The sequence below is a fragment of the Catenibacterium faecis genome, from assembly GCF_014306455.1.
Lineage (GTDB): Bacteria > Bacillota_I > Bacilli_A > Erysipelotrichales > Coprobacillaceae > Catenibacterium > Catenibacterium mitsuoka_A.
Genome location: NZ_JACRWG010000097.1, coordinates 1 through 3,879, shown reverse-complemented (window position 1 = coordinate 3,879; position 3,879 = coordinate 1). Strand labels below are relative to the sequence as shown.

Annotated in this window: 5 protein-coding genes; 2 read left to right on the top strand and 3 right to left on the bottom strand. The window is 31.6% G+C overall.

Annotation, left to right across the window (positions count from 1 at the left end):
- Positions 1-335: 335 nt before the first annotated feature.
- Both H8909_RS12585 and H8909_RS12580 read right to left on the bottom strand, forming a co-directional pair.
- Complete coding sequence (locus tag H8909_RS12585; protein ID WP_238928300.1) at positions 336-1,001, bottom strand: BglG family transcription antiterminator; 666 nt, start codon at positions 999-1,001, stop codon at positions 336-338.
- A 152-nt stretch (positions 1,002-1,153) separates the two neighbouring features.
- Positions 1,154-2,227: a metallophosphoesterase gene (locus tag H8909_RS12580; RefSeq protein WP_187013066.1), complete on the bottom strand. Its 1,074-nt coding sequence runs from the start codon at positions 2,225-2,227 to the stop codon at positions 1,154-1,156.
- A gap of 49 nt (positions 2,228-2,276) precedes the next feature.
- On the opposite strand from H8909_RS12580, the gene H8909_RS12575 reads away from it, so the two are divergent.
- On the top strand, positions 2,277-2,585 hold the full coding sequence (locus H8909_RS12575) for a BRCT domain-containing protein (protein WP_117459275.1): 309 nt from the start codon (positions 2,277-2,279) through the stop codon (positions 2,583-2,585).
- Positions 2,586-2,589: 4 nt separating this feature from the next.
- Complete coding sequence (locus H8909_RS12570; protein WP_187013065.1) at positions 2,590-3,441, top strand: DUF4299 family protein; 852 nt, start codon at positions 2,590-2,592, stop codon at positions 3,439-3,441.
- Here H8909_RS12570 and H8909_RS12565 read toward each other — a convergent pair whose 3' ends face one another.
- Positions 3,442-3,753, bottom strand: a complete 312-nt coding sequence (locus H8909_RS12565; RefSeq protein WP_187013064.1) for a branched-chain amino acid transporter permease — start codon at positions 3,751-3,753, stop codon at positions 3,442-3,444.
- Positions 3,754-3,879 lie beyond the last annotated feature (126 nt).

The following is a 3,879-nucleotide window of genomic DNA, read 5'->3' as shown; positions in this document are numbered from 1 at the left end:
AGATGCAAATCTTTATATTAAATATGATGGACTTGTTTAACGGATTCACTGGACTTTTCTAGCGTAATGGATGGACTTATTTTACCGTATGGAGTGGCCTTGCCACTCCGTAATATTCAATTGGAATGCAATTAACATCAAAACGAAAAGGTAAGGAATGCTACTCCTTACCTTTTCTAGTTATTTAGAGTGTACTTATCACTAGGCTGGTTATCGTTCACAATACCTTTCATAGTGTGAGAAAGAGGATTTACATGCTAATTTAAATAAAAAGAAAGGAGATAGCTTTCACTATCTCCTAGGTCCATCTACTATTGATATGGTTCCCTTTGATGTTATCTTAATGCTGTACCGAAATGTAATGCTATATATGCTAATTCATCTTCATTAAATGATTTATGATAATGTTCCTTAACTACATCATTTAAAATCATTGCACATTTATATTCTGTTTCATTTTCAGTTTTAATCTTGTCAGTTAATACATTATCATGGAGCTGTTCATCATTCTTTAAACGCTGAATTGCAGGATAGAAATGCATTGATAATCCCTGATAGAAATCATCATTCTTCTTTAAATTTAATCCTAAACGGTTATTGATTTCCTGTACGGCTTCTAAAGTAATGCTTTCAGTTTCCTGATCAATAATATCGCATTCACTAAAGAAGTCTAAATCTAATAATGTCATGTTTGATAAATACATCGCACAATAACAAATATCGTCTTCAGAAATTTTTACATCATATTTCTTAGATAAATCATAGATGATTAACTGTGAAATCTGATAAGTGTTGGCTTGTTTTAATTGTTCAATCTGAGATGAACTCATTTCGATATAAGATCCAGATAATTCTCTTGTAATTGATAAAGCAAGATGAATAGATAAGTTTTCAATAACTGTATCTGAGATATCCATTTTTGCTTCAGTCACATACTTCTTGATTGTCGCAAAGATTTCTGCTTTGCGTAATTTAAATTTTTCTTCTAATTCCATGACCATTTTTTTCACTACCTCTTTGTGCCCTTATCATATAGGAAAGAAAGCGGTTTGTCTATCTTTATTTTTAGATTTGTACATCAAAAGAGAGTAAATTTCACGAATTTATGAATCCGTTTACATACTTTGCACAAAAAGGTGTATTTCTTGTAAAACTATTTTCTCATAGTGAGATAAATAGTATCATATTCGCATTGTGTACCAAGTCTAAATGGGAATCCCCATGAACCATATCCAGCAGATACAAGAAGATAATGGTTCTTATAATGGGATAAACCATATGAATTCTGATAGTAATAATGAAGGATAATATTTCCTGGGAAAATCTGACCATTATGTGTATGACCAGATAATTGAAGATCAGTGAAATATGTATGATGATCAAATCTTTCAGGATTATGGTCTAGTGTAATAGTAGGTAAAGAAGTATCCATCCCCTCTATTACTTTATTGATATCATAGTGATCATGAGATGTCTTATCTGTAAAGCCGACAATATTAAAAGTATTATCTACAGTTTCATAAGTGTTCTTTAGAAAGTGTATGTTGTATTTTTCAAAGACAGTAAAGTCTGTATGTTTACCATAATATTCATGATTACCAGATATCCAGTATGTTCCATAAGTACTCTTCATATTCTTGAATTCTTGTAAAGAACGATTCATTAATGCATCGGGTGTATTTTCATCAAATACATCTCCTGCAAAACATACAAGATCATAATGCTTATTATTCACTGTTTTTACAAGTTTTCTTACCTGTCTCATATAAGTACCAGAACTTAAATGTAGATCACTGACTAAACAGATTTTCAATTGTGATACTGAAGATGTCTTAGGAACAGTGACATGATAGATGACTTCTTTCTTATTATAATGTGAATAGAAGCCAGAAATTGTAAGAGTAATCGCAATCATAGTTGCTACGATATTCCCAAAACGATATGGTTTTCGTTTCACAAATTTAAAGGAGAAACGATACAGATAAACACATATAAAAAGAATATAAATATACATAGTGAGAAATTGACACACTAGTATGAACATGGTAAAGATATGATTATATGGTTTAAAGTTAAATTTAAGTAATATACCGATTGTAGAAAGAATAGCCATGACAACCACAAATGTTTTAAAAATCAGGTGTTCATGTTTTAATAGCCATATAAAATATAATGCTGGTATAAGAATGAATATGATATATAATGCGATGTTTAGGATTTTAACCATTATGAAAAACCTCCTACATATATTGTATATCTTTTTTTGAGGAATAGTTATGAATATTTACCCTTTCGCTTTTGATGAAATATTTGATATAGATTTGACAGGTAAGTTTGTGGTCACTGGTTTATTTACTTCTATGAGAAGAAGTGATGTAGTTCACTATATTTATAGTCATGGAGGTACTGTATTAAGTGCCCCTACACGTGCTACTGATTATTTAATTGTCGGTGGAGAAAAAAGTAAAACATGGAAGTATGGTCAGTATGGCACTAAGATTAGAAAAGGTTTAGACTTAAGAGAGAAGGATGAAAAGATTTTGATTATCTCAGAAGAAGACTTCATGAGATGCATAGGAGGATAGAAAGATGTCTATTGATGTATGTATTAAACAGAAGGGTTTATTTAAAAAGACAATCCCATTGGATGTCATAGTCGGTGATGAATTAGCTTTTGGAATCAATGATGGTATGAGAATGGTGGGTGATGACCAGGAAGGTAATATGATCTTCTATAATCCAAATTCTATCGGAAGAGGTTTTCATATTTCATGGGATGAAGATGAAAAGAATGAATTAAACCTACGCTTACTCAATCCTACTACTACAGATGAAATGCGTTCTTTCTTTAACTGTCTAAGAAGAATTACTAGTTACTGGAAATGCAGCGTTACTATTGATGGTATAGAAGAAGATATAGATGAGTACTTATCACAGGAAGATGATCTTCTTGCTTTCAATCATCGTATTATTAAAGAAGTATCAGAAAAGATTGTGAATGGTGAAACAGATTCTCTTACGTTAATGAGTACAATGTGGCCATTAGTGATTGGTAAGGATGAAGCAGAACAGTTTATTCTTAATCCACATCTATTCTCTTCATGGATGCATGAACTTCAAAGTCATGACTATTATTATGCAAAACCACAATTTTTTAAGACAGATCAGGGTATTAAAGGCATCTATGCATTAACTGAAGACTGCCCTACTTTACTCCCTAATAAACCATGGGTACCTGTAGGGTATCAGAATCCTGAAACAGGTGAAAAGCTAGAATGTAATTATTATGAAATAGCTCTTTATTCTACAACAGAAGAAAGATCATTGGGTACGATTCCTTTTGAACGTATATTTACACTAGGACCAGATTATATCAACTATTATGATGGTAACACTGTACTTGTGAATAATCTCCCATTGGAAGTAATGAAAAGACTGTGATTAAAACACAGTCTGGATTAGAAACATATAAGTTATTGTACCTAGAAGAATAGAAAGTAATGTACTATGTTTCCATTTATGGATACATACTACTACTATAAGTGCTATGAGTTCTGGAATACCATAAGGGGCTTTTAGAACTGATACACTCTTTAAACAATACACCACTAACATCGGTATAATCGCATAAGGTAGTACTTTACCTAAATAGAGAATACTATCCGGTGTACGTTTACTAAATACAATAAATGGAAGAGCACGGATAAGAAGTGTGACTATTGCGGCAGTAAGAATAATAAGTATGGCATGCATTAGAGATTAATGTGGACCCCGTGTCAAGGACATTAAATAAAAAGGCGCTTAAAAATGATTAGAAATAAAGATATCCTCTAGGTGTAAATTAACCAGGAGGATATTTTTATGTGTAAACTATATAAA

Excerpts from the sequence above, each read along its gene's own strand:
- H8909_RS12565 (WP_187013064.1), bottom strand. The coding sequence starts at position 3,753 with ATGCATGCCATACTTATTATTCTTACTGCCGCAATAGTCACACTTCTT.
- H8909_RS12585 (WP_238928300.1), bottom strand. The coding sequence starts at position 1,001 with ATGGTCATGGAATTAGAAGAAAAATTTAAATTACGCAAAGCAGAAATC.
- H8909_RS12575 (WP_117459275.1), top strand. The coding sequence starts at position 2,277 with ATGAATATTTACCCTTTCGCTTTTGATGAAATATTTGATATAGATTTG.
- H8909_RS12570 (WP_187013065.1), top strand. The coding sequence starts at position 2,590 with ATGTCTATTGATGTATGTATTAAACAGAAGGGTTTATTTAAAAAGACA.
- H8909_RS12580 (WP_187013066.1), bottom strand. The coding sequence starts at position 2,227 with ATGGTTAAAATCCTAAACATCGCATTATATATCATATTCATTCTTATA.